Source organism: Pseudomonas sp. H3_D04, from assembly GCF_054669175.1.
On sequence record NZ_CP162801.1, the window covers coordinates 4455467 to 4477339 of the forward strand.

Genomic DNA, 21873 nt, shown 5'->3' on the forward strand with positions numbered 1-21873 from the left:
GTTTCTACCTCTCAGTCATAATTGATGTGCACAACGGTGTGCGCCGGAGCCGGCCGGCGGATCAAGCATTCGATGGCGTTTCCCGGGTTTACCCCAAAGCGTTCGCCCCAATAGCTGACGCCAAAGCGACGGCCTTGCCGCTGACGACCTCCGGTGTTGAGCGTCCACATGAACTGCGCATGCCAGGTCCCAAAATGCGCTGCCCCAAAACGAGAACGCCCCATACGGGGCGCTCGATGTTCGGTGATAGTGGGATTCGGGTAGCCCTGACTCACTGCGATTTCAAGGAAGTAGGCCCTGCTCTGCCCTCCCACTTCCACCAGTCTGCGCCTCACTGCCAAACGCCTGTCTTCAAACGCTGGGTTAGGCCCGAGACAGACATCGGGCAACCCCATTACAGCCTCCCAGTCCGGCACCAGCTCGCTCACGCCCGAGGGGTCCATCTCGTTCAGCAGGTCGACCGCCCGGGCGTCCAACCGTGAGAACTCCAATGAAACGCCAGTCAAGACGAGATCAATCTCAGGCACCAACTCCGGATCCCATGCGGGGCCGGCGGGCAGGAGCCCGCGAAGCTGCTGTCGGTATTGATCGGCAGTTCTCGCTACAGCCATGTGATACCCCCAAATGTCAGCAGTTGGTTGGTGGCGGGCACGACATTGGCCACAGGCGCTATCAACTGGTGATCGGTCTCGCCTGACGATCCGCTGATCGCCTCTCGGATATGGCTTATGAGCAAGGTTTCCCCCAGCCCGGCTTCACGCTCGTGCAGATCTATCAACTGAGCCTGAATGCCGGCACGAACCGCGCTGGTGTCTGGTACCGCATGGATGGTGTAGAGCACCGGGACTCTGTTGGGTGCGAGAACATAGAGCTCTGCCGTTACCGGCCGCAGCGGCTCGATGTAGGCTTTCACTTCCGCGAGCTGCGCCGGATTAGGAACCGGATCAACATCGCCATCGCGCATGATGAATAAGCCAACTGTGCCTGGCCCCATGTAGCTACCGCGACACCAGGCACGAGTCACGCCGGCAACTTCCAGTGCCCACGTCTCATAATCGGCGGCAGATCCACCGTGCGGGATAACCCGATAGGACCGCACCACCCGCGCACGCAACGACTCAACACTTTCCTCCGCGATGCCCCCCGTTACACCGGGAGCCAACACGGTAAAAGTATTGGTGACGCCGGCTACCGGCTGGACCAGGCTTAAGGTCAGCCCCGGATCAGCGTTGCCCAGAGTGCCGGCGTCGACCGCCTCGATCGTGGCGGTATTGAGTCCTGCCACTGTGGTGACGCCCGCCGTCACCTTATAGGTGCGACCATCACCGGCCTGCAACACAACATCAACATCGAGCACGGCCCCCGCCGCAGCTGAAAAACTGACCGGTCCCTCTGCTGGTTGGGCAGGGTTGCGCGGCTGATTCAGTCGCAGCAACGCAACCCGCTCCAGCGTTTCTTCGTCCGCCCGATCGGGAAGGATCTGCTCAACGATCCAGTCGAGGTAGCCGTACAAACCGAAAGCCGTGCCACCCAAGGTTCTGGCCAGCACCTGCGCATCAGATCGGCGCAGCGAATCAGAGGCCAAGTCACCTTGGGTACGGCCAATCAAGACAGGTAGCGAAGGCGTTTCAAACGGCATAGATCACCTGCCATGAAGAGGGTTGTTTGATTTCAAGCCGCGTGCCGCCGGTGATGGTCAACGTTGGGACCAGATTCAGTCGGTTGATATCAACCTTTTCACTGGCGACAGCGATGTCAATGACGTGACCATCATCCAGCAACCATTGCAGGGCCTCATGTGCGTAGGCCTCGGCATCGCGCTGGGTTTGTGGTGTCAGCTTCACCCGGCGTAATAGCCATAGGCGGGAGCCGATGCGGTCATTCGTGATCGGCGGGTAGCTATCGCCCCACCAACCAAAGCGATCGTCATCATCAACCGGGTCATCTGTTTCGGCGCGGCGCCAGGTGTAGAGGCTGATGGTCACGGCGCGAATAAGGGCAGCTTCAACGTCGGAAGAAATGACCATGCTCAACCTCCTGCGACAGGTACGCCGCTCTGACCACTACCAGCCATCACTCCACCGTGGACGTGATTAATTTGGCTGATCCCACCAGCGACCTGATCACCCTGCGAAACGATTTTTCCGGTCTGGTTGATCACCGGAGAATCAATGTTCACCCCCGTCGTGGCCTTGATGTTCAGGGTCTGCGTTTCGATGTCGATGATCCGCCCGCGCTTGAAGTGAATGCGATCGCCTTCGTCGGTGTAGATAGCCACCTCGCCAGACGCTAATGCTTGAATGCGGTACCGGCGATCAGCCGCCACCAGCACTACTGCATGGGAGCGATCACCACCGATGAACGCCGTTAGTACCTCGGCACCAGCCAGCGGGTTGCTGGTGAAACCGTAGGGCTCGAAGTGTTCAGCGCCATCCTTGAGCTCGCCAGCGGTGAGGCGGACCTGTAGGCCTTGAAGCTTTTTTGCGGCATCGACGAGCACCACCGTGCCGCGGGCGAGCAAATTTTTCATATTCATTTTTTTGGCTCGTAGTCAGCGGGGATCAGGTATTCGAAGTTGTCGCCCTTGCCGCCCTTCTTCACCTTCCTTTTGCCATGAGGGTCCTTCGGCTCAGGCTCAAAACTCTCAGGCGGCCCCACCTCCAACTTGGCGAGCATCCCCTGCTCGCTCAGCGTGTAGGTGATGCGCGAGATCAACATGTCCCGGTCCATGCCGATGATGGGGTCGATCACCCTGACAATCATGTTGTGCCGCCAAAGCTGACCATTGGATTGACGCCAGCCCTGAACCACATAAGTGACCGTCAGCGCTTTCCCCATTCGGCTGCTGCGCTCCCAGTCTGCCCGCGATTGCGCCAGTTCCTTGGTCACCTGGCCAGACTCCTGAATGATCATCACCCGCTTGCGTGTGGTGCGATCATCCAACGCGCTGGCCGACACTTCGGCGGCGTCGGGACCGAACTCATCGTCGGTACCGCTCTTCTGGCCCAGCACGTGGTACTCAGAAAACACCCCGGAGAAGTCAAGCGGCGCGTCGCCGGTCTTGACGTTCTTGCCCACCTCAATCGCATCGAAGGTGCGGCCACCACTGCCGGGACTGGCCAGTACGGCGGCGCCGCGCGCGTCGTCCGTGGAGAACACCCGGAACAACGTCAACAGCCGATCAATGGAGGCGAACGCCGTCTCGCCTGGCTCAACGGTGTGGTCGGAAAGTTTGCGCCCTTCGGGGATCTCACTGTTCACCGTGATGCCATAGGGCGCAGCCAGTGCTTTGATGATGGCCAGCACCGCCTGGTTGTTCCATTGACCGGGCTTGTTGACTGCCGCGCAGTCCACCAGGTCCGCCGTCAATGATCGTCCACTGATCGTCTTGGTGATTTGCTTATCGTCGTAGCTGACCGGCGTTGCGAACACCCACGCCGTCAGCACCAGGTCATTGCCGATCCGCACCTGGCACTTATCACCCTGCCGGATCGGTACGTTTTGAACTTGCCCCGGCCACTTCCAGGTCAACGACACATTGAACGAGCGGGCCTGATCTTCGAGCCCCGCAGTAATTTCCACCGATTTCCAGCCGAAGTAATCCATACCGCCAACCGTGAGGCTGACCGCATTTTGGTCATCAGACATTGGTTACCTCTGGGCGATTTTTATGGGCACCGCCGGCACAAAGCCCGGGTGCTGAATGCGGTTGCGCTGCACTACCTCCGGCGAGCGCGTTGCATCGCCGAAGCGCCTGTAAGCCAGCACCAACGCCGCCAGGGTTTCAGGCGGCGTGATGTCGACCAACTTGACCCCAGACTGCGCGACGGCCGTCAGGTGCTTCACCACCGTCTGCCGAAAATTGTTCAGCACCAGATAATGCTCAGGGTCAGCCTTCAACGACGCTTCGTGAATGGCCTCATTGAGGTTGTCACGGAGCTCGATCACGTCGTCAGCCACCGGCACGTCGGGCCGAACAATGGGCTGGAGCGCCTGTTGCTCAACGGAAGGCATGGCCCCAATTGACTCTGGCTGCGGGGCTACCGGCATCTCGCTCACGATGAGGCCGATCTGCACCAGGGTCGAATCCTGCACCAGGTTTGCGGCGGCCTGTGATGCAGTGATTGCATCAGTGCCACCGATAGAGCTTACGGTGTTGATGCTGCCGACCGCCTCCGTCTGCTTGCTGGCTTCGGCGACAGCCCCGCGGTAACCGCCGCCATCATTGCCCGAGCTACTACCGACGCTGCTGCCCGAGCTGGACCGGCCACTTGAACTTGAGCTGAAAAAATCGAAGCCTGAAAAGCTGCTGAAGTAGCTGGAGAAGAGCGAGGACAAAGAGCCAGGGGAGTTGATGAGCGATTGCGCGAAACCCGTGACATCCGTGAAGACACTCACGAACGGCGCAAACTGCTGCTGAATGACAGAGAAGACGTTCGTCAGGCTGTTGCGCATTTGCAGCAACCCGAGCCGGGCTTGATTCACTGTACCCATGGCGGTCTTGTAACGATTGAGCGAAGACGTCAGCAGGCTTTCGGACGAATTCACCACCTGCGCCTGGGTGTTGACCTTCGCAGCGGGCGTCTTCAGCGGCACGTCCGGATAGAACGTCAGCTCAAAACTGACCATGCCACCGCCCACAAAGTCGTGGGACATATCGCACTCGCCCGCCTTGACCTGCATTTTTCCAAGCCAGGGATGCACCAGCTCCCCGCCACCCGGCGTGTTCAGCGCCTCAATCAACTTGTCTCGACGCTCGAAACAGTCATCACCGATGATCCACGCCGTCATCTTGTGCACTTGGGACTGCTTGCCCAGCTGCTCAAAGAACGGTGTGTCTCGCTGCGGGAATTCATGCAGCTGTCCCTTCATACCCACCGGCACCGAAGTCTGGGGGATCAAGAAGCTGATCCCCCGGAACGAAGCCGGCAACAACTTATCACGCCACGACGCAGTCATTAGTTGGGCCTCATAACACCGATGGTTCGGGTACCGACACTGGGCTTGATGCTCAGGCCCGGCTGATTGGTTTTCGCCTGATCGACGGTGGTGCCGGGAGGAGCACCGGGGATGTTGATAGTGATCTCACCATTGAGCTTCGGCGCCTGATTACCTGACGCTTGTTGAAGCAGACCGCTGGATTGATTGGCCAGATTTGGCCGACTCAACAACTTGTCAGTGCTCGGGATGCCCGCCGCGTTTTTCATCATCCGCTGATATCGCTGCGCGCCTTCGACAGCGCCGGCCTCAACAAACGCACCATCACCGCCACCTGGCCCCGCGTTGCGCACGCGCTGTTCTTCGGCAAACTCATTGGCTTTGTTGGTCGCGGTCTTGATGATTCCTTCACCCCCCTCACCGCCTCCGAAGTACTTCATCATCGGTTCGATGATCGGCTTCAGTTTCACCCAGAGCTTCTGAAACCACTCAGTGATGGGCGCCCAGTTCTTGGCAATCATTCCGAGCGGCGTCCACTCAAACATGCGCCCGAGAAATTCCATAACCGGAGTAGAGACCGCAACCAGAACACCCCATAAGGACGAGAACAACTCGGTTAACGGCCCCCAGTTTTCCATCACCATCGGGATCGGAGTGAATGCAAAGGCCTGCTTAAACCAGCCCCACAGGATCATGGCCGGCCCTTTGATCTTTTCCCAGATCGCCTCGAAGTACGGCGCAACGGTCGCCCAGTTGGCAATCAACAGGCCCGCCGCTAGCGCGATGCCGCGAACGATGATCCCGATCGGCGACATTGCGGTGACGGCACTGAGGATCTTGGTTGCCACCACGGCGCCCATCACCGCTACACGCAGCACACCGAACGCAACGCCAGCGCCCAACACACCACGGATAACGCCAGGGTGTTCAGCAGCAAGCGAAGACATTTGGGAGATGGCTGGGCCGATCTGATCCATGAAGGCATTGAACGGCGGTAGGAGACCAGAACCCACGGCTACACCCAAGCGGGTGACCTTGTTGGTCAGCAGCTGCATGGAGTTGGCAGTGGTCGCGGACCGCGCCGTGTATTCCGCCTCCATCGAGCCCGCGAACTTCCCTTCCTTGCCTACGGCGCCGAAGCTGGATTTCAACAAATCGAGGTTGGTCAGCAACGGTGCGATGGCAGACACCGACTCCGTACCGAACAGCTGGGTTAGCAACCCGGCCTGCTTCGCCGGATCGACCTTGGCGATGCGCTCCAGCACGTCCTCGATGGTGCCCTGCGCATCCTTCTGCATGCTCTTCGAAACTTGCTTGACGTCCAGCCGCAGCGACTTGAACGCTTCCGATTGTTGCTTCGTGGCCGCACTGCCCTTGGTGAGCGACAGCATGAAGTTCTTCATGCCCGTCGCCGCTACTTCACTCGGCACGCCCACCCCGGCGAGCGTGGCACCCATCGCAGCGACCTGCCCCGCCGACAAGCCGGCGATGCCACCCAACGAACCGATCCGAGTCACGATGTCGGAGATCTGCGCAGCCGACGAAGGGCCGATGTTGCTCAAGTAGTTGATCTTGTCAGCCAAGGTCACGACTTCAGGCTGCGTCATTTTGAAAGAGGTGCGCCACTTCGCCATCATGTCGCCGGATTGATCGGCTGTCTGATCGAAGGCGATGCCCATCTTCACCGCGTCTTCGGCGAACTGCTTCAGCTCACCACGGGCGAAACCGGCTTGGCCGCCGGCGGCAACAATGGCCGCGATGCCGCTCGCCGCCATCGGCATTTTCTCCGACATATCAAGCACGTCCTGTCCCATCTGCTTGAACTGTTCGGGCGTGTCGAAGGTAACCACCTTCTTCACATCGGCCATGGACGTTTCGAATTCCATGGCAGCCCGGGCACCAGCGATAAACGGCGCCGCAAAAGCACCGCCCTGCAACATATCCTTGAAGCCGATGTTGCCAAGGCCTGTGCTGTTCATCTGTTTGCGGAAGCCCGCAACGTTCTTGCGGATCCCGGTCAGTGTCGGCGACAGCTTGTCGACGCCGGTGATCAACGCCTTGAGCTGGAACTTGTCCGCCATCACTGCACCTGCTGAAGTTCGTTAATGCGTTGGGCGTGCTCAAGGCATTCCGTGAGCGCATCCAGTGGCCTGGCCATCATCTGTTCGGGGTCAACCTTCCAGAACCAGGCCAGGTCGTATGCGACTGAAATCAGGTCGTTGATGGAGCCGACGCCGCACTCATGAAAAAACCGGCGACCGCCCAGCTCAGCGCGTTGAGGTCGGCCAGGTCCAGCTGGTTGACCGACGACGGCGGGATGCCTGCACAGACCGCGATGTATTTGGCGGCCACATCCATGTCGAGCCCGACCTCTTCGTTCTTGTCGATCCGATATGGCAGCGCCTTGATGGCGCGCACTTCCTGTACGGTCGGCCGACGCAACGTCAGCTCAGTCAGTGGCTCGCCGTGGGCCTCGATGGCCACCTGAAGTTTTACTGCGCCCGTCATTGCCACACCCCTTTGATGCCGTCGAATTGCAGTTCAATGGTGCCGTCGTCGCCCTTCGAGGTCGGCTCGTCGACCAGGTACGCACCCGAAAGCACGTAAACCTTGCCGTTGCTGAATTCACAGGTGACCGTCATATCCTTTCCATCGGTCAACGTTTTGATCGACAGATCAGGATCATGGATGACGGTCATCTTCAGATAAGGCGCCAGCTTTTCTTCCTTGAAAAAACCCGGATAAACCGTCTCTCGCTTTACATCCATCAACGGCGCTTCGGCGCCACCGGTGACGGTCAACTGGGTGCCGTCCACCTTGATGTAGGCCGTGCCCGCTACTTTTTTGCCCATGGGGTGAATCTCCAGAATGAAAAAGCCCGCTCGAGGCGGGCTTGGTGATCGTGGTCAGCGTTACGCAGCAGCGTCGTACTGGAGGCGGAACTGGTTCAGCAGCGCGAAGATACGCAGGCCGTTGATGTAGTCCGGCGGGAACAGCACATTGATACGACTTGGGTCATTGCTGTCGCGCTCAACCACCAGGTGCTCGGCGAACAGGTCGGCGTTTTCGACATGACCTTCGGATTCAAGCTTGCCGTACTGAGCAATCAGTTCGCCCCGGATCGTGCTCGGCGTGACGATGGGTTGACCCGCGCCGAACTCGGTACCGTCATTGGCCAGCTTATGGCGGCCGTACTTGCTGGTGATAACGCTCTGCATGCGGCGGATGATGAATGCCGACTGGTGCATGGTCTCGCTGTCCAGGTACGAGTTGTCGGCCTGGCCATAGGCGTTCTTCTGATAGGTGGTGATCGAGCGCTGAATGCGCACGTATCCACCTTCGTAGTAGGCCGTGGCCAGACCGTAGGTCAGCAGTGATTGGCGTTCCGTGAGCGTGAACCGCTCGCTGGCCGGTGCCGGATCTAGCCCGGGCAGAGAGCCGCTTTGCGTGGGCCGGCTGGCATCTGCCGAGATAAACACCGAAGTGCGAGCCGCCAGTGCCGCTGCCTGCACCCAGACCGGCTGGGGCACACCAGGCTCCACCGCTTGGATGGTCATGTGCTGATCATTACGGTCTTGGCCTGCCGCCACCAGCGTACCCAAGGTGCCGCGCTTCGCCGTGTAGACGTGGCCGAACAGTTGTTTCGCCCAACTCCAGCGGCCGGTATTGTCGTCCATCGCATCTTTCCACGCGTTCAGCGTGGTCGTGTCTGACCAGGGCACGCAGATGAATTCGAAAGGCTCATCGCCCAACGCCGCGACTGCATCGATCTGGTCAGGTGCGCCGACGCCCCCCGTCATCTGGGTCGCAACAACAGTCAGGCCCGCAGGGGTCGCCTCGCCATTGGACTTGCCCAGGCGATTCAGAACCAGACCAATGTCGTTGCCGCTCTCACCCTTCCACTTACAAGTGAGTGTGATAACGCCAGCGACAGCCAGGGCGGTAACTGGCAGGTCTGGCGTGGCGTTGATCTTCACGGCCAACGCCGACGCCGCGATAGTCGGAGTAGCCGCCGAAACGACGACCGACTGCACGCGAACACCGCCAACGTACAGGTTCAATAACCCTGGCTCGGTCGCGGCACCGGTGATAGTGACCGTCGCTGTTGCTGCGGTACCGGTATCGTTCTGTAACGGCAGGCACCAAATCTCGCCGATCGGATCAGTCTTGCGCCAGGTTTCGTACATTGCCGCCAGCATCGAGCCTTGGCCGCCGATGTCCTTGGCCAGTCCCAAACTCGACACCAGCACCAGCTGGCCAATGCTTTCGCTAGTGGCATCACCATTGACCTGACCGACGATCAGTCGACGCAGGGCCGACGACGCACTGTTGGCCGCCGAGTTATCCATCTCCGCATAGAACAGCGGCACGCGGATATCGGCGGGGATGTTGCTGAATCCGATAGCCATTATTGCGCTTCCTCGGGTTTCGGCGTGGTGACGCCCTTGGTGGATTGGGCTTTATTAGCCTTGAGGGTTACGTCCCCATCCGCCTGGCGGCGGCGCCACCATGCGTTATCTGGGACTTCCCGGCCTTCAACAGGCAACAAGTCGCCAGCCTCCGGATCGGGCACGGAGCGGCCAGAGGCCGGCACCACAGTGATGCGATTGGTCATGGTGTTACGTCTCCTGAGAATTTCGCTTCAATGCGCCCGTCCGGGCCAGGTCGTTGCAGGTTCGGATCTGCCGGGTCAATGCAGTCCATGTTGAAGGTCGCGCCGGTAAATGGCGGTAAACCATCGAGTTCGCGTTCGTGCCAGGTTTCAGCGGGGTCGCCTTGCCTGTTACGGCCAAGCTGGAATTCAGCGGTGAACAGAAACTGGTACACCACTCGCGCCCGACTAATGTGAAGCATCGCGCCCTTGCCGTATTCGATGGGGTCGTATTCAGCTGCTGGGCGCCAACCGACAAGTGATAGCCAGAGCTCCGCGCGCAGGTCGTGCAAAGCGTCGTTGGCTTCCTGCCCTCGCTCATCACCAGCATCGAGTACGATCACCACCGCAAACTGATCCGTGATGTCTTGAATGACTGCGTTTTGTGCTTTGTTGGGGCCGCCGGCATCTGCCGAGGCGATGACATACGCCGCTGGCAGCGAAAGCTGGGCGCTGTCCACAACAGCATCCCAGTCAATCCCGCCAGTGACTCGACCGGCAAAGGTGGGGCATGTCGCTCGAAGGTGAGCAACAATTGGATTCAGTTTCATGAGAGTGTCCAGAAGCAGCAATCAGCCCAGGGCGGCGGCGAATGCAGCAGAGAGGATCGATTGAACTTGTGAGGCGGAGTCCTGCAGGGCATCAGCCATGTAGTTGTCACGGGGTTTGATCCGCCATTCACCAGAAGCTCGCTCGGCCAACGCCGCAGCGCGAGCACCTTTTGCTCGACGGTTCGATTTACCTTTGCCCTTCCCGGGCGCCAGCTTTCCGAGGCGCTTCCCTTTTTTCACCCCGTAGTGCAGGTAGGCCGGGTAGAAATCTTCCATGGCCGTGGTTTTGGTGGGAGAGATGCGAACAAGAAAGCCGGAGCGCGACACCTTGAAACTGATCGATTCCACCGTGGCACCGGTGCGCGTTATTGGATAGCCATCCTGGCCACCGCCAAGGGCGAGATTCATTTGCGCTTTTTGGGTGATCAGCAGGCCGACCTTCCGCATCCCGGCGCGGATCTTCCGTTTGTCAAAGGCATCGCGTTCGAACTTGTCGAAGCCTTCTACGTGCAGATATCCATCAATCGAAGCCGAGTTAGACATAGATCCCTCCCCCAGCCAGTTGGGGCCCCAGCTCTTCTACTTCGAGTAAGGTAAACCGACTGTTACCGTTCATGTCTGCAACCCTGCGCACCCGATAGATCGTGTCGCCATGAACAACTTCGTGGGATTCGCTCATTCCCTTCAGGTAATACAGGATCATCCGATGGGTAATCTTCACATCGGTCTGAACACCATTCGCATAAACGGCGGTACCGACAGGCTCTATCTTTGCCCATCGCCTTTTCTGGTCGGTGAACAACGAGTCGAGCCCTTGGTCTGGAGCCGGTATGTCTGTTCTCAACCTCAGAGTGATACGCCGGGTCAACTCCCCAGCACTAGGTTCGCGCATCGCCATAGTCAGAACCTCGGCGGGACGGTGATCTCAGCGACCAAGTGGTCGAGGAATGCAGATGGCAGCTCTGCCAGGGTCTGCCCCACCAGAAACATTTCCGGGTGTCGGTAGATCGTCGCCGCAGCCATCAACAACCAGTTGCGCACGCCGGGGTGCACGGCCATATCAAGCTGTGCCTTATACCGAATCCGCAGCACACCAGCCGGCCTTAGGGACGGGAAGAACAGGAAACTTTCCCGCTGATCTTGACGAAGCTCAAACGGCCCCGGCTGGGCCACCCATGCGCCGTCCGCTTGCTGCGCCATAACCGAAACGATCTCATTGGCCTGGCCGACATCCAGCGCATGGCCTGCCGCGAAGTGAGTCGGCCAGTCCTCTTCGTAAATCGCGCCGCGAATTGAAGCGCCCGTCTTCGATTCACATTGAGTTGTCACGCCGGGAATGATGATCTGTTCGATCAACGCCGGCTCCATGTCCTCTGGCTCAACCCGACACTGGAACGCAACCTGTGCCAGGGTGAGAACGGGTTCGCCGAAGTACTCGATACGGCGGGCCATGGCTTATGGCTTCGCGTCGTCATCGGTACCGGAATTAACTTCGCCGCCTTCAGCACCGTTTGACGCCGCGCCCGAAGACTCAGTGGGTGAACCGGCCGTCCCAGTTTCACCAGCATTTTTTGCGCCACTGGCTTTGGCCGAAGCCTTACCGGCTTTTGGCTTTTCGTAGGCCTCAGCAAAGCCCTTGGATTTCAGGCCCTCAGCAACCTCTTCGTCAAACCCCGCCAACTCTCCGGCCGAGTAACCGCGCCAGGCTTTCAGAAACCGCACAACAACTTTATCGCTCATCACTTCGACCTCAGATATGCAAAGCCCCGCCGAAGCGGGGCAAAAGGATTACATGCCAGCGCCCCACTTCACGGCGACGGCGACCACGATGCACTCGACGTGGCGTGGACCGAAGTCATGCTTGGCGATTACCTTGACCAGGGTCTGGTCACGCTGGAAAGCGCTGACCATGTTGCCCTCGGAGTCCTTGTACGACGCCTCATTACTGAACGAGATCGTCAGGTCCATGTCTTCGCCGATCATCATGTCGGCGAAGTTGACGAAGTAGAATTCGGTCTCGTTGCCGCCGGCGCCGAGGTTGACTGGGATCTGGTTGCTCAGACCAACCGGGTAACCCTTGAACAAGCCCTGTTCAATTTCCGGATAGGCTTTGTTGCCGTTGCCATCACGCAGCGACTGCAACCAACGGAACACGCGCGGATGCATCAGCCAACCGCAGTCCTTCATCATCACGTTGGCCGTTTCGATACGAAGCATCATGCCGCCGCAGAACAGGTCGATTTGTTCCAGGGTGATGCCAGCGGTGTCAGGAGCTGGTAACACGTTGAACGCTTGTGCCCAATAGCGCATACCCTTTGGCAGTGTGCCGGTACCGTCGGCGCGAATGAAGTGCAGGTCCTCCGAGAGACCCATCGACACCGCCAGATCGTTCACGACAATGTCGTCAATACGAGGACTGATCCCGGCGTTGGCAATGAGGTCATTCGAGATAGGCACAATCGCTGCCGCTTTTTTTGCGGAAAGCTTTGTATCAGCGAACGTCATGCCAGTGATCGGGATATCGGTTTCGGTACCGATGTAGGTCACAATGGTGTTGCCAGTGATACGCGGCATGGTCAGGTTGCCGTTGTTCAACGGCAGACTCCGGGTGCCCATCTTGCGCACAACCGACATCGGGCGCAGAGCCTCGATGATCTCGGTTGCGAAATTTTGAGGTACCAACACACCACCGGCTCCCGGCGTCACAGTGCTCAACGCCATGGCAACGTCAGTGGAATACCCACCTTGTTGTGCCATTTGTGCGGCCTGCTGCTGATTGCCTCCCGCCGCAGCCAGCAAACGGACCATCTGAGCCATCCGCACACCTGGCGCATCAGCTGGACCCGACCCGGAAATGTAACCTGGTGGCGGCCCGGTGCGGCCTTGCGCCGATTCACTTACGGGGACAGCGCTCGCTGCTGCCATTCGCTCGGCCTGTTCCGCTCGACTGATCTTGTCAGTCAGCGCATTGAACTGAGCCTCCAGACTGGCGAATTGAGTCAGCTGCTCAGCCGACAGGGTTTCACCACCAGACTCAAGCTTGGCCAGAGCCTGAAGCGACTCATTGAGTTTGGCGCGTTCGCTACGCAATTGAAGTACAAGGGACATGGTGCCTCCTGGGCATAAAAAAAACCCGCACACGGCGGGCTTCGAACGACTGCCGCGAACGCGGTCAGATCTGGGTTTGAAAATTCAGTGCAGCTGCACGGACCGAAAGTCGGCCTTGCTGGCGGTTGGCTCGGCTCAAGGCCACCGAGTTGGATAAATCATCGACAGCTTGTTGAGGACTTTGCATGCGATCGGCGAGGCCTGCCGCGATACCCGCCTGCCCTCGATACAGGCCCGCCTCAGTGGCAATGACTTGTTGCACCGAGAGCCCGCGGTAGTCGGCAATCGCATTGACGAAGAGCTGATAGCTCTCCTGCACAACGTCGTTGAGGTACTTGAGTGACTGGTCACTCAACGGTTCGTGAGGGCTAAGGTCATTTTTGTGAGCGCCGGCAAACACGGTGGTCACCTTGACGCCCATGCCTTCTTCCATCTTGGAACGATCCATGTGGCTGGCGATGACGCCGATCGATCCGACGCCACTGGTCTGGCTCACCACCAGTTCGCTACAGGCGGCACCGATCAGGTAGCCGCCGCTGTAGGCCATGAAGTTGACGATACCGGTGATGGGCTTCTGCTGGGCCATGGCGCGAATGTCCGCCGCCAACTCGAAGGCGCCGACGGCAGAACCTCCGGGACTGTCGATGTCCAACACGATGCGCTCGACCATCGGATCCGCAACAGCGTTGCTAATCTGAGCCCGTAGCGTTTCATAGCTGGTCATCGTCTCGCACATGCTCACGTGGCTACCGCGACTGACCAGCACTCCGCTGACCGGAATCACCTCAATGCCAGTGCGCGCGATTGCAGTCCGACGCTCTTCTTCGCGCTGGGCGATGCGGTCCAGGCCATCGTCCGACCATAGACCGGTGCCTGCTACGGCGCCGATGTTGACGATGTTCAAGCTCATTGCCTGGTTGGCCCAGCGAACGCCCAGGTCCAACATGTCAGGCGTCACCAACAGCGGCTGATTGAACAGCAGGCTGGAGGCTCGCAGGTAGTTTTTCATTGCGCGAGAATCCTCTCTATTTCAGCGTGCTGCAGTTCGAGCTGCGCTCGCACGTTGGGGTTGGTCAAATCAGCGGCGCCCTTGCCTGCGTCCACCATGTTCAGCGGTTGCAAGTAAATATCCCCGCCCGGTACCGGAGGCATGTTCTCCAGCCGGCGGATGTCATTGACGCTGAGCCAGCCCCACTGCCGTCCAATGGCGTAGGCCTCATAGCGACTCTTCTGGTCACCGCGCAGCAGGCCGGACAGGTTGAACTCAATGAAGTACTCGCGCCGGTCAGCAGGCAGCAGGAAGTCCCGCATCATCGACTGCTCGTGACGCTTCACCCAAGGCAACAGTGCGAACACCACAAACTGAATCATCAACTGCTCAAGGGTGTTGTAGTTGGACTTCTCCAGGTCGTTGACCATGGGCAGCGGGATCTTATAAATCCGGGCGATATCGGTGCCGGTGGTTTTAAGAATCCCCAACACCTCGGCGTCCACGTTGTTCATGGAGACAGGCTTGAAGGTCATGCCTTCCTGCAACAACGCAACCTTCTTGGCGTTGTCCATGCCGCCGAATTTCTGGCCCCACTGATCGACGATCTTGTCGATGCTGCTTTGATCCTTGATCGCCGGGGCTTCACGCGGGCGCTCGATCACACCGGAGACGGTCACGCCGTTGGCGAAGCTTTTGCCCGTGTATTGGCGCACCGCCTGAGCCAAGCCTAACGATTCGGCATGCACCTCAATCGGCGACAGCCCAACGTAATGGTTGGTGCTGAACCACCGCACGTGGTGGATCATACGCATCGGCAGAGTTTCCCCGCCGCTGATCCGGTAATACGGCAGCATGTCGCCGCCTTTCAGCACCTGCACCTTGTCGTTGCACAATGGCCAGAGGGCCGTGACGTTTCCGTCGTCCCGGCGATCAATGAAGCTGTAAGCGTTGCCCCGCAAACCGGCAGCACCCTGCGTGCACTCACGGTATTCATAAGGCGTCTGAAACCCGTTCGGCTGATACCGAAGGACGTCATACGCCGGGTGGTTGATGGCCGCTTCGCGCTGGCCCTTATCCAGTCGGCGGTACATCTCACAAGGCAATTGCCCCATGGTCTCGGCCAGCAGCGTGACGCAGTTTTGCAGGATCGGCAGGCCCAGTGCTGACTCGGGCGTGACCTTGACGCCCGTACTGTTGCGACCACCACCCAGAATTCCACGCCAAAAGCCGCCGCCCGCTTCTGTCAGATTGCCGCGCCCCTCGCCGAGCACGCTTGAAAAGAACATGCTCAACCTCCTTGGGGCTTAGATTTGGCTTTCAGTGCGGCGGATGCGCGATCGGCAAGGAATGACCAGGCCATTAAGCCGATGCCGGCGACGATGCAGGCCGCCGGCGTGCTGATCATTGCCACGCCGTACACCAGCAACCCGAAGCCCAGCAGACCGGCCAGCCATGAAAGGATGACCAATTTCATATACCCGCCCCTTCGTCGTAGATGGATTTGCCACTCGGCCCAGCAGCCTTGCTGCTGATGCCGACGGCCATGATGGATGCGACGATTCCGTCGATCCGACCGGTTGCCTTGGCCTTGTCGGCCTTTCGGTTGTTGGCTGGATCGGAAACAATCACCGCGTTGCCAGCGTTCCAGGTCATGACGGGGTTGCCGTCGTGACGCAGGGTTTCGACTGTCTCGCTTTCGACGACCTCCCACTCACTCGGATCAAGGTCAATCACATCCTGCTCGGGCGACAAGCCCAGCAGGCGCCTTTCAAACTCATCAACTGCCGGGCCCATGTCTTTGTAGCCCTGGCCGAAGCCCACCATTTCCGGCAGCGAGATGTCGTATTCGGACATCAGCTGCAACAGGTCTTCGATGCGCCAGCGGTCATAAGCAATGCGCTCGACGTCGAAGTACGCACAGATCGTGACCAGGCGGCGCAACACATGCAGCTTGCTGATGGCCCTGCCCGGGGTCGTTTCAAGGTGACCGCCTTTAATCCACATGGCGTAGGGGACCTTGTCGCGATCCTCACGCCCTTGCAGGTCGTCGTCGGGAATCCAGAAATAAGGGAGCAGCCGCCAGTGCGGGTCGTGAGGTGCCGGCCAGAAGATAAGGACGAATGCGGTCAAGTCCGTGGTGCTGGCGAGATCGAGCCCGCCGACGCAGCGGCGGTTCCGCAGAAGACGCATTGGCACACGCTCTTCGGCCTGCTTCCAAACACCCCAAGAAATCCACGGGGCATCCGCTTGAGTCCACTCGCAGAAGTTAAGCCGGCGCACCACCGACTCCTGAGCCGGCAACCCTCGGGCCGACTGGACCTGCTCACGCAAATACTTGCGGCCTGGGATGCCATCGCTCTGCCCCTCGGCGATGTAGTCCAACGAGGGGTTTACCTTGGGCCAGCAGGATTCGTCCTTGAACGGATCGTCACCTTCATCCAGCGAGCAGATGAAAGCGAAGAAGCTGTCATCATCTTCGATGGCTGCGCAGATCCGAACGCCCAGGTCGTGGTACTGACCGCAGACCGTCTTCTTGTCGGAACCGCTGTTGGTGATCATCACGACCATCGCTTTGCGACGGTTCTTGGTACCGGCCCGCATCATGTTCACGGTCGAGGCCGTCTTGTGCTCGTGCAGCTCGTCGAGCAAACCAATATGTGGCCGTGGGCCGGACTTGCCTTCGTCGGCGCTGATCGGCCGGAAAAAGGAATTGGTGTTCGGGTAGAACAGGTTCCAAACCTTTTCGTCGCGACCCGACTGCACAAGTCGCGAGCGAAGTTTCTTCGACATGTCGACCATCGACACAGCATCACGAAACAGGATCATTGCCTGGTCGCGCTTGGTGGCGGCTGCGTAGATTTCGGCGCGCTGCTCACCGTCGGCAACCAAACCATATAGGCCGATGCCGGCGACCAAGGGGCTTTTCCCCGAGCCTTTTCCTGTTTCGATGTAGCCGAGTCGGAAGCGGCGAAAACCGTCATCGGTCATCCAGCCGAATAAACTACCGACGACAAAGGCTTGCCAGGGCGCGAGCATGAAGGGCATGCCTTCGTAATCGCCGCCGTTGAGGCAAAGGACATCTTCGAAAAAGCCGAGGGCGCGGTTGACGCGCTCAAGATCCCAGATCAAACCGCGAGACGGGCCGTGCTCAAGATCACGAAGGTGGCGTTTACAGGCGTTACGGACGTTGGGGCCGGCGACGATTTCTCCGTCTAGGACGGCTTGCGCAAAGCCGGTGACTCGGTCGTCAGCTGAAGTACTTGTCTGCGGCGTCTCGTTGGTCATTTGGGAATAGATCACCTTGCGGTGCCGGTGCAGTTTTCAGGTTGCGCCGGGACATTGGCGACATGCCGAACTGGGCGCCGGCAGCATTGGCACGCTTCTCCGCGTCGTTCGCGAGCTGCCGAAGGACGTGCATCTGTTGCGCGCCGGTCTTGAAGGTCTGTATATCGCCGCCCAATGCGTCAGCCGACGCAGCGTTTCGCGTGGCGATCAACCGCTGGTAGCGCCGCCAATCAGCAACGGCCTGGCAATACGTGGCCAGCGCCATCGAATCCAATTGTGAAACGATGCCGAGAGCGATCAATGCGGGCACCAGTTGCTCCCATTCCGCGACAGCCTCAGCCGAGAGGACATCAGGCATCGGTGGCGCCCCGACGGGAATCGCCGAGGCCGCAGCCTCTGCCAGCAGGTCATCGCGATTTTCCCGACCTCGATTTCCCTGCAAAAGTTTGAGCACCGCTGGTTTTCCAGGGCGACCCGAGTTTCCGTTTCCGGCCATAACAAACCCCTGTCGATTGATACCCCCCTCCCCTCATATTTCCCGACTTTGCGAGGAGAGGGGGGCGAGCGGTCTAGAACAAATTCCCGCGAAAGTTTTTCACCCCCCCTACCCGGGGGAGCGCCTTTTTTTGGTGCGTGTCAGTCAGCTGATCATCGATTCCAATGATGTCCAGGGTCGAGTGGCAAGCCATCAGCATTGCACCCGGGGAGCCTGCCGCTCTTCTCCATCCGCTGCTTGGTAGAGTCATGGCAGAACTTACACAGGCTCGCCCAGTTCTTCGGATTCCAGAACAACTTCCACGCCGCTTTGATGCGGACCGGGTCGCCGCTGTCCTTAGCATCCTTTAGCTTGGGCGCGATCTTGTGGTCGACGATAGTCGCCGCCACGGGTCGCTGATCGGTCGAGCACATCGTGCAATAGGGATGCTGACGCAAATGACCATCGCGGGACTTCTGCCACTTGTACCCGTAACCCCGCTCAGTACTGCTGCCGCGTCGGTCATCAGATACCTTGCTCATTAACCCATCTTCCATACGCGGGCGAGGTTGCCCGAGCTTTTGCAGACCGAACCCACGAACACCGAAAGCAGTAACACCAACGGCCACGAGTTGTGCGGCATGACCAACAGGCCCTTTCCGATGTACACCACCGCAGAGCCCGACGCGACCATCACCAGCCAGGCGAGGCAACTCATGTTCCGCCGGAACCGAGCACCATGCCGCTTGAAGGTAAACAGCCGAACGAACAACGCAACACACAACCAGAACGTCGCTTGCGTCAGGACCTGCTGCAATAGTTGACTATCCATCCTGCCTCCCTTGCTGTTCAGCAATGAGGCCGCGCCGCTTGATGATGGCCAGTGCAACGGTAACAACCACAACCGAAGCACCGAACGCCGCCGGCCCGGTGTACTTGAATGGCCTGGTGCCGAACAACTCAACCTCGGCCATGCCAGGGGCGAACATGTAACCCATCACGAAAGAGACGAGCAGGAACAGTACGCGCTTCCATACGGGCAATTCCTCGGTCGTGGTGAAGAACACCAGCGAGCCAGCCAGCGCGCCGATTACTGCGAGCATGTCAACGCCCGCTAGCAGGCCAGTAGCAGCCAGTCCCACACCACCGGCCACGACAATAGTTGCCGGCTCGCTCATGCTGATTCTCCATTGCAGACACCCATCGGGCCGAAAATAAAAACCCCGCCGAAGCGGGGTTAGGTGACCGGCACAGGGAGGGCCGGGTGAAGCTGCACAGCACGTGCGAGGTCAGCGCCAAGGCGCAAATTCCATATCGTGGGGACTTTTTACCCCCTCAGTACGGAACCGAAAAGGGGGCATTTTCGGTTATCCGACTTGACGCAACTTTGACGCAGCTTTGAGGAGACTTTGAGGCATTCCGCCCCGACCAGTGGCAAGCCACTTGCGCGCCCCAGCCCGATCAGTGAGCACCTGCAACAGTCTCACATGCAGGCAATGCACCTGGTCGTAGTAAGTCTGCTTGGCGCTGGACGCCATCCCTACCAGGTGCATCTGCATCAACCACGTCGGCGCCGGATCATCGCCATATCGCAACGCAGCCAGCCGCTGCAACATCACGCCTCGATCATCCTGCCGTGCGATCTCTGCCAGCGCCGCCGTGATCTCTTGGGCAACGCTATCTGGTCCTGCACCAGCACCGAGAATGATCCGTGACCCAGGTGTGCCGCGTGGCGCACAACCACCCCACTCCATGATCGTGGCCATCGGACTGCCCATGCCGCCGCTCTCACCGTTCTTACGGCACTGCTCTCCCCAGTGGTTCAACAGCACTTCAATTTCTTCGATCATCACCAGCTCTCCCGAACAAACCGAACCCGACACAAAAAACCCACAACCCGACACAAACCTGACACACCTAAAAACCTTATAAAACAATGCTTTAAAATAACTGTGTCAGGTGTGTTAGGTGTGTTGGGTAGTTCTTCACGCATAAAAAAACAAAAAGAATGTTGTTTTAAGCTGGACTGTTGATGATGTGCGTATGCCTGCGCACGTGTTAAACCTGACACACCTGACACGGACCGACGCAAAGCCAGTAACAGCGCGGCCTGTAGCTGTGTCAGGTTGCCGTGGCCAGCCTGAAACAGAGGAAACACACCTGACACACGATTGGTCGTCATGCCGCCGCACTCCCCTTGTCAGCAAACTTCACGTGATCCCAACTATCCACACTCCATCCGCCAGAACGAGCCTGATCTCTCCACTTGGCCACAGCCGTTCCGAGCGCGCCAGCGGTCATAGATGGGGCGGGGGAAGGCGCCGGGTCAATGCCAGACCAGGGAAAGAAGAAGGTCCCGAACGCCCGCCGCGCCCCTTCCATCCAAGGCACGCGCTGCACCTTGTCCACCTCCGTCGAAATGAACCCGCTGAACTTCGTGTGACTCAACGAATGCTCTTTGTTCCGGTGGCACCATTCCAGGAAGAGCGCGTACAGATCACTACTCACGCAGATATCGAAAGGCGCACCGAGCAAGCCATGACGCCATTCACGGAGGAAGGTCTGCCAGCTGGCCATGCTCAACTCCACCAGCCGCTGGCGGGCATCAGTATTGGGCGGACGTGTACGCTCATCGAAGTCGCCCAGCGGATAGCTGAGCAAGTAGTCGTAAAGTGCCTCTACTCCGCCATTCGCCAGTTCATGCGCGACCTTCTTCTGAGCATTGGCAGGTAGCGTGCCCTTGGGCCACACCACCAACATGCGCCGGTCGTTCTCACCGATAGGCCACGGCATGATCTCGTTCGAAAGGAACACCGCGTTCATGTGGTTGGCCTCCTCCCAACCGTTCACAAACTTCGACTCCATGCGGACTGTTTTGCCGGTGACCATGTGTTTGATCTTGCCAACCTGGTTGTATCGCTGGTCCCGGCTAACGACCTCTTCGAACACGCCGTAAAGCTTGTTCGACTGCCAGACGGTCCAGTTCGACTCAAGCTGCGCTTGGCCGACTGTGGCACCGCAGTCACCGTAGATTTGACCCATGATGTCGCTGAACAGAAGGCTTTTGCCGCTGCCTTCCATTGTCGAATGCAACAGCACGGCGGTATCCATCTTGGCACCGACGTTTTGCAGCGGGTATGCCAACCACTTTGTCAGCCAGTCAGTGGCGGCCTTGTCGCCGTTGCACAAGAACGGAATGAGCGACTTCAGCGTGCGGCATTTCCCCAGGTCGTTATCCGGCACCAATGGCAAACCCTCGAAGGTGTTGATGTACACCTCAGGGTCTTTCGTCATGCATGGATCAAACACGATGTGCTCCATGTCCACCGTGCGGCGATCCGGACTGTTCAACCACATGCCATACGCATCACCCAACGACATTTTCAGCGCGCCCTCGGGAATCCGCCGGCGCTTTTGGATATCCCACGAGTCCTTGGTGCCATCGATGTAAACGTAACGCTCGACCGGCGCCATCCCGTTGCCGCTGACCTGTTTGAACTTGGCCTCGGCCTTCGCCTTGTTGGCCAGACGCTCAGCCATGTCATCGGCGATAACCTTCTTTACCGGCAACTCCAACCAGTCTTTGGCCAGCGGTTTGGTCACCAGCATTTCGAACGCCGACTTCTTGATGATCACTCGCTTGAAGGTATCGAAGATCGCAGTCTTACCCTCAACCAAAGCAAACCGGGTGAAGATCCGCTCAGCCGTCCACGGATTCCCCCCGCCCCCCTCTGGAGTAGCAGCGCCGTTTTCGGCAGGCTCTTCCAAAGATGGGGCATGGGGAAGATCGTTCAGTCGGGCAGATGCAGCAGACAGTGCCGCCGCGTCGAGCTGGGCACGAACAACATCAAGACCTTGCTCGATGTGCAAATCA

26 protein-coding genes and 1 pseudogene are annotated in these 21873 nt (G+C 59.0%); all 27 read right to left on the reverse strand.

Features of this window, described 5'->3' with window-relative positions; genetic code table 11:
- Positions 1-11: 11 nt before the first annotated feature.
- Positions 12-611 (reverse strand): YmfQ family protein, encoded by a 600-nt coding sequence (locus AB4N91_RS20640; RefSeq protein ID WP_460111728.1) that lies wholly within the window; start codon positions 609-611, stop codon positions 12-14.
- Complete coding sequence (locus AB4N91_RS20645) at positions 602-1639, reverse strand: baseplate J/gp47 family protein (protein ID WP_458725643.1); 1038 nt, start codon at positions 1637-1639, stop codon at positions 602-604. The genes AB4N91_RS20640 and AB4N91_RS20645 overlap by 10 nt, the downstream gene beginning before the upstream one ends.
- Positions 1629-2027 (reverse strand): phage GP46 family protein, encoded by a 399-nt coding sequence (locus AB4N91_RS20650; protein WP_460111729.1) that lies wholly within the window; start codon positions 2025-2027, stop codon positions 1629-1631. Before AB4N91_RS20650 ends, AB4N91_RS20645 begins: the two co-directional genes overlap by 11 nt.
- A gap of 2 nt (positions 2028-2029) precedes the next feature.
- Complete coding sequence (locus tag AB4N91_RS20655) at positions 2030-2536, reverse strand: phage baseplate assembly protein V (RefSeq protein WP_460111730.1); 507 nt, start codon at positions 2534-2536, stop codon at positions 2030-2032.
- On the reverse strand, positions 2533-3648 hold the full coding sequence (locus AB4N91_RS20660; protein WP_460111731.1) for a phage baseplate assembly protein: 1116 nt from the start codon (positions 3646-3648) through the stop codon (positions 2533-2535). Before AB4N91_RS20660 ends, AB4N91_RS20655 begins: the two co-directional genes overlap by 4 nt.
- Before the next feature lie 3 nt (positions 3649-3651).
- The gene (locus AB4N91_RS20665; protein WP_460111732.1) at positions 3652-4959 is read right to left on the reverse strand and encodes a DNA circularization protein; all 1308 of its coding nucleotides are present in this window, start codon (positions 4957-4959) and stop codon (positions 3652-3654) included.
- A complete protein-coding gene (locus tag AB4N91_RS20670; RefSeq protein WP_460111733.1) occupies positions 4959-7019 on the reverse strand; it encodes a phage tail tape measure protein in 2061 nt (686 codons plus the stop codon). The genes AB4N91_RS20665 and AB4N91_RS20670 overlap by 1 nt, the downstream gene beginning before the upstream one ends.
- Positions 7020-7149: 130 nt before the next feature.
- On the reverse strand, positions 7150-7446 hold the full coding sequence (locus tag AB4N91_RS20675; protein WP_154912983.1) for a phage tail assembly protein: 297 nt from the start codon (positions 7444-7446) through the stop codon (positions 7150-7152).
- The gene (locus tag AB4N91_RS20680) at positions 7443-7790 is read right to left on the reverse strand and encodes a phage tail tube protein (protein ID WP_460111734.1); all 348 of its coding nucleotides are present in this window, start codon (positions 7788-7790) and stop codon (positions 7443-7445) included. The genes AB4N91_RS20675 and AB4N91_RS20680 overlap by 4 nt, the downstream gene beginning before the upstream one ends.
- A 60-nt stretch (positions 7791-7850) precedes the next feature.
- Positions 7851-9347 (reverse strand): phage tail sheath subtilisin-like domain-containing protein, encoded by a 1497-nt coding sequence (locus AB4N91_RS20685; protein ID WP_460111735.1) that lies wholly within the window; start codon positions 9345-9347, stop codon positions 7851-7853.
- Positions 9347-9553, reverse strand: coding sequence for a DUF2635 domain-containing protein (locus AB4N91_RS20690; RefSeq protein WP_154912986.1), 207 nt, complete (start codon positions 9551-9553; stop codon positions 9347-9349). The genes AB4N91_RS20685 and AB4N91_RS20690 overlap by 1 nt, the downstream gene beginning before the upstream one ends.
- The gene (locus AB4N91_RS20695; RefSeq protein ID WP_460111736.1) at positions 9550-10140 is read right to left on the reverse strand and encodes a phage tail terminator protein; all 591 of its coding nucleotides are present in this window, start codon (positions 10138-10140) and stop codon (positions 9550-9552) included. Before AB4N91_RS20695 ends, AB4N91_RS20690 begins: the two co-directional genes overlap by 4 nt.
- 21 nt (positions 10141-10161) lie before the next feature.
- A complete protein-coding gene (locus AB4N91_RS20700) occupies positions 10162-10683 on the reverse strand; it encodes a hypothetical protein (protein ID WP_460111737.1) in 522 nt (173 codons plus the stop codon).
- Positions 10676-11038: a phage head closure protein gene (locus AB4N91_RS20705; protein ID WP_460111738.1), complete on the reverse strand. Its 363-nt coding sequence runs from the start codon at positions 11036-11038 to the stop codon at positions 10676-10678. The genes AB4N91_RS20700 and AB4N91_RS20705 overlap by 8 nt, the downstream gene beginning before the upstream one ends.
- 2 nt (positions 11039-11040) lie before the next feature.
- On the reverse strand, positions 11041-11592 hold the full coding sequence (locus tag AB4N91_RS20710; RefSeq protein ID WP_460111739.1) for a hypothetical protein: 552 nt from the start codon (positions 11590-11592) through the stop codon (positions 11041-11043).
- Positions 11593-11595: 3 nt separating this feature from the next.
- Positions 11596-11880, reverse strand: a complete 285-nt coding sequence (locus AB4N91_RS20715; protein WP_460111740.1) for a hypothetical protein — start codon at positions 11878-11880, stop codon at positions 11596-11598.
- A 48-nt stretch (positions 11881-11928) separates the two neighbouring features.
- Positions 11929-13248, reverse strand: a complete 1320-nt coding sequence (locus AB4N91_RS20720; RefSeq protein WP_449102166.1) for a phage major capsid protein — start codon at positions 13246-13248, stop codon at positions 11929-11931.
- Between the two features lie 64 nt (positions 13249-13312).
- Positions 13313-14257, reverse strand: a complete 945-nt coding sequence (locus AB4N91_RS20725) for a S49 family peptidase (RefSeq protein WP_460111741.1) — start codon at positions 14255-14257, stop codon at positions 13313-13315.
- Positions 14254-15525, reverse strand: coding sequence for a phage portal protein (locus tag AB4N91_RS20730; RefSeq protein WP_460111742.1), 1272 nt, complete (start codon positions 15523-15525; stop codon positions 14254-14256). The genes AB4N91_RS20725 and AB4N91_RS20730 overlap by 4 nt, the downstream gene beginning before the upstream one ends.
- A 2-nt stretch (positions 15526-15527) precedes the next feature.
- Positions 15528-15713 carry a hypothetical protein gene (locus AB4N91_RS20735; RefSeq protein WP_460111743.1) on the reverse strand — a complete coding sequence of 62 codons (186 nt, stop codon included), beginning with the start codon at positions 15711-15713 and terminating at the stop codon, positions 15528-15530.
- Positions 15710-17524: a terminase large subunit gene (locus AB4N91_RS20740; RefSeq protein ID WP_460111744.1), complete on the reverse strand. Its 1815-nt coding sequence runs from the start codon at positions 17522-17524 to the stop codon at positions 15710-15712. The genes AB4N91_RS20735 and AB4N91_RS20740 overlap by 4 nt, the downstream gene beginning before the upstream one ends.
- A complete protein-coding gene (locus tag AB4N91_RS20745; protein WP_460111745.1) occupies positions 17487-17978 on the reverse strand; it encodes a phage terminase small subunit P27 family in 492 nt (163 codons plus the stop codon). The genes AB4N91_RS20740 and AB4N91_RS20745 overlap by 38 nt, the downstream gene beginning before the upstream one ends.
- Before the next feature lie 194 nt (positions 17979-18172).
- Entirely contained in the window at positions 18173-18541 is a 369-nt protein-coding gene (locus AB4N91_RS20750) for an HNH endonuclease (protein ID WP_460111746.1), read from the reverse strand.
- A complete protein-coding gene (locus AB4N91_RS20755) occupies positions 18541-18831 on the reverse strand; it encodes a phage holin family protein (protein ID WP_460111747.1) in 291 nt (96 codons plus the stop codon). Before AB4N91_RS20755 ends, AB4N91_RS20750 begins: the two co-directional genes overlap by 1 nt.
- Positions 18824-19177 carry a putative holin gene (locus AB4N91_RS20760; protein WP_460111748.1) on the reverse strand — a complete coding sequence of 118 codons (354 nt, stop codon included), beginning with the start codon at positions 19175-19177 and terminating at the stop codon, positions 18824-18826. Before AB4N91_RS20760 ends, AB4N91_RS20755 begins: the two co-directional genes overlap by 8 nt.
- Before the next feature lie 189 nt (positions 19178-19366).
- Entirely contained in the window at positions 19367-19849 is a 483-nt protein-coding gene (locus AB4N91_RS20765) for a hypothetical protein (RefSeq protein ID WP_460111749.1), read from the reverse strand.
- A gap of 328 nt (positions 19850-20177) precedes the next feature.
- Positions 20178-21824 (reverse strand): annotated as a pseudogene (locus AB4N91_RS20770) (DUF5906 domain-containing protein); the annotation flags it as partial.
- Positions 21825-21873: the final 49 nt, after the last annotated feature.

Bases quoted from the DNA above. Each gene is read 5' to 3' on its own strand.
- AB4N91_RS20650 (WP_460111729.1), bottom strand. From the start codon at position 2,027: ATGGTCATTTCTTCCGACGTTGAAGCTGCCCTTATTCGCGCCGTGACC.
- AB4N91_RS20710 (WP_460111739.1), bottom strand. From the start codon at position 11,592: ATGGCCCGCCGTATCGAGTACTTCGGCGAACCCGTTCTCACCCTGGCA.
- AB4N91_RS20660 (WP_460111731.1), bottom strand. From the start codon at position 3,648: ATGTCTGATGACCAAAATGCGGTCAGCCTCACGGTTGGCGGTATGGAT.
- AB4N91_RS20720 (WP_449102166.1), bottom strand. From the start codon at position 13,248: ATGTCCCTTGTACTTCAATTGCGTAGCGAACGCGCCAAACTCAATGAG.
- AB4N91_RS20640 (WP_460111728.1), bottom strand. From the start codon at position 611: ATGGCTGTAGCGAGAACTGCCGATCAATACCGACAGCAGCTTCGCGGG.
- AB4N91_RS20690 (WP_154912986.1), bottom strand. From the start codon at position 9,553: ATGACCAATCGCATCACTGTGGTGCCGGCCTCTGGCCGCTCCGTGCCC.
- AB4N91_RS20665 (WP_460111732.1), bottom strand. From the start codon at position 4,959: ATGACTGCGTCGTGGCGTGATAAGTTGTTGCCGGCTTCGTTCCGGGGG.
- AB4N91_RS20680 (WP_460111734.1), bottom strand. From the start codon at position 7,790: ATGGGCAAAAAAGTAGCGGGCACGGCCTACATCAAGGTGGACGGCACC.
- AB4N91_RS20740 (WP_460111744.1), bottom strand. From the start codon at position 17,524: ATGACCAACGAGACGCCGCAGACAAGTACTTCAGCTGACGACCGAGTC.
- AB4N91_RS20750 (WP_460111746.1), bottom strand. From the start codon at position 18,541: ATGAGCAAGGTATCTGATGACCGACGCGGCAGCAGTACTGAGCGGGGT.
- AB4N91_RS20705 (WP_460111738.1), bottom strand. From the start codon at position 11,038: ATGGCGATGCGCGAACCTAGTGCTGGGGAGTTGACCCGGCGTATCACT.
- AB4N91_RS20670 (WP_460111733.1), bottom strand. From the start codon at position 7,019: ATGGCGGACAAGTTCCAGCTCAAGGCGTTGATCACCGGCGTCGACAAG.
- AB4N91_RS20655 (WP_460111730.1), bottom strand. From the start codon at position 2,536: ATGAATATGAAAAATTTGCTCGCCCGCGGCACGGTGGTGCTCGTCGAT.
- AB4N91_RS20760 (WP_460111748.1), bottom strand. From the start codon at position 19,177: ATGAGCGAGCCGGCAACTATTGTCGTGGCCGGTGGTGTGGGACTGGCT.
- AB4N91_RS20725 (WP_460111741.1), bottom strand. From the start codon at position 14,257: ATGAAAAACTACCTGCGAGCCTCCAGCCTGCTGTTCAATCAGCCGCTG.
- AB4N91_RS20645 (WP_458725643.1), bottom strand. From the start codon at position 1,639: ATGCCGTTTGAAACGCCTTCGCTACCTGTCTTGATTGGCCGTACCCAA.
- AB4N91_RS20755 (WP_460111747.1), bottom strand. From the start codon at position 18,831: ATGGATAGTCAACTATTGCAGCAGGTCCTGACGCAAGCGACGTTCTGG.
- AB4N91_RS20700 (WP_460111737.1), bottom strand. From the start codon at position 10,683: ATGTCTAACTCGGCTTCGATTGATGGATATCTGCACGTAGAAGGCTTC.
- AB4N91_RS20715 (WP_460111740.1), bottom strand. From the start codon at position 11,880: ATGAGCGATAAAGTTGTTGTGCGGTTTCTGAAAGCCTGGCGCGGTTAC.
- AB4N91_RS20765 (WP_460111749.1), bottom strand. From the start codon at position 19,849: ATGATCGAAGAAATTGAAGTGCTGTTGAACCACTGGGGAGAGCAGTGC.
- AB4N91_RS20685 (WP_460111735.1), bottom strand. From the start codon at position 9,347: ATGGCTATCGGATTCAGCAACATCCCCGCCGATATCCGCGTGCCGCTG.
- AB4N91_RS20695 (WP_460111736.1), bottom strand. From the start codon at position 10,140: ATGAAACTGAATCCAATTGTTGCTCACCTTCGAGCGACATGCCCCACC.
- AB4N91_RS20730 (WP_460111742.1), bottom strand. From the start codon at position 15,525: ATGTTCTTTTCAAGCGTGCTCGGCGAGGGGCGCGGCAATCTGACAGAA.
- AB4N91_RS20675 (WP_154912983.1), bottom strand. From the start codon at position 7,446: ATGACGGGCGCAGTAAAACTTCAGGTGGCCATCGAGGCCCACGGCGAG.
- AB4N91_RS20735 (WP_460111743.1), bottom strand. From the start codon at position 15,713: ATGAAATTGGTCATCCTTTCATGGCTGGCCGGTCTGCTGGGCTTCGGG.